Annotated in this window: 1 protein-coding gene and 1 pseudogene; both read left to right on the forward strand. The window is 32.0% G+C overall.

What is annotated here, in order from left to right:
- Positions 1–323 precede the first annotated feature (323 nt).
- A pseudogene (locus AC1DJR_RS30405) lies at positions 324–520 on the forward strand (hypothetical protein).
- A 159-nt stretch (positions 521–679) separates the two neighbouring features.
- A complete protein-coding gene (locus tag AC1DJR_RS30410; protein ID WP_477004303.1) occupies positions 680–1096 on the forward strand; it encodes a hypothetical protein in 417 nt (138 codons plus the stop codon).
- The last annotated feature ends 122 nt before the right edge of the window (positions 1097–1218 follow it).

Raw genomic sequence — 1218 nt, forward strand, 5'->3', positions numbered from 1 at the left:
GATTGTACCAATGTCATAGCCGTTTTTAAGTTTTTCATGACAACTCCTCCTATATTATCCTTTTATTAACTATAAGATTATTATAATATTACTATTTTTATAATACAGGATAAAGAGTGCTAATGACAATTAATACCATTTTTTTGAATATCTATTTTATTTTTTAAATGACTTTATTATTTTTTAACAACTTTATTATTTGTGAACAGGAGAAGTAGAGAAGTTAGATTAATCAATGTATATTACTCCATAATATAATAAATAATTGTGTAATTTTTAYATAGATATRTGATTTGTTATACTGTAGTAAAATGGAGTTTATTATGCAAAAGAAAAAAGAAGCATTTTATGTACATGTGTATACGCTAAAGGACAAAACTACAAAACTACAAAATCCATAAAAATAGAAACATGGCGTTCATTTAAAGAAGAAAAGAATGTTTTAGGTATTACGGACAGTGACATTTTCCAAATTCAAATGGTCTTATATGATCCAAACAAAGACAATAAGCAAAAATAAAAGCAAGATGGCAGAAGAAATGTCTATCTTGCTTTTATTTTTGTTAAATATGTAAAGAAAGTCTTGTTTTTTAAAAATCGCATTGCTATAATATAAACGTAATAGGATTTAACAATAAAATAAAAATTAATCAGTTCGCATATAAGAGAAGACCTCAATATGCGCCATGTCCTTAGGGGACGTGTGCGTGTATTGGGGTCTTTTTGCGTTTTGCGARCAAAAACACCCGGAGGTGCAGGAATTATGTTGAATTGGTTGTCTGCAAAACTTATGACAACATCAGTAGGAGATTTCTTACTGGCAAAAAGTAGTTTTACGAGTGGTATTGGAAAAGGTAGCGGTGCGAATGCCCAAACCGTTCAAAATAGCATGAATACCCTTGTAAAAACATTGATTGGTTTTGGTGGTATTTGGGTAGTTGCTTGTGTTGTATTCGCAAGTATTAAACTATCAGGTGCACAAGGGAAAAACCCGGAAAACCGTACACAAGCTATGCTTGGTTTGGCTTGTGCGGCAATTGGAGGCTTTATCATGATCAAAGCGTACGACATCGCTTCTTGGGTTACAACAATCTAACATAAGAGTTTGTACAAGCTCTCCTCTATTTGGGGAGAGCTTCTCTTATACAAAGGAGGAAACAGAATGAGAAAAGTAACTGTTCCTGTTGATATGACTTCGGAACAAAAAACACTGTTAGG

The organism is Bacillus sp. 05T31, assembly GCF_056396725.1.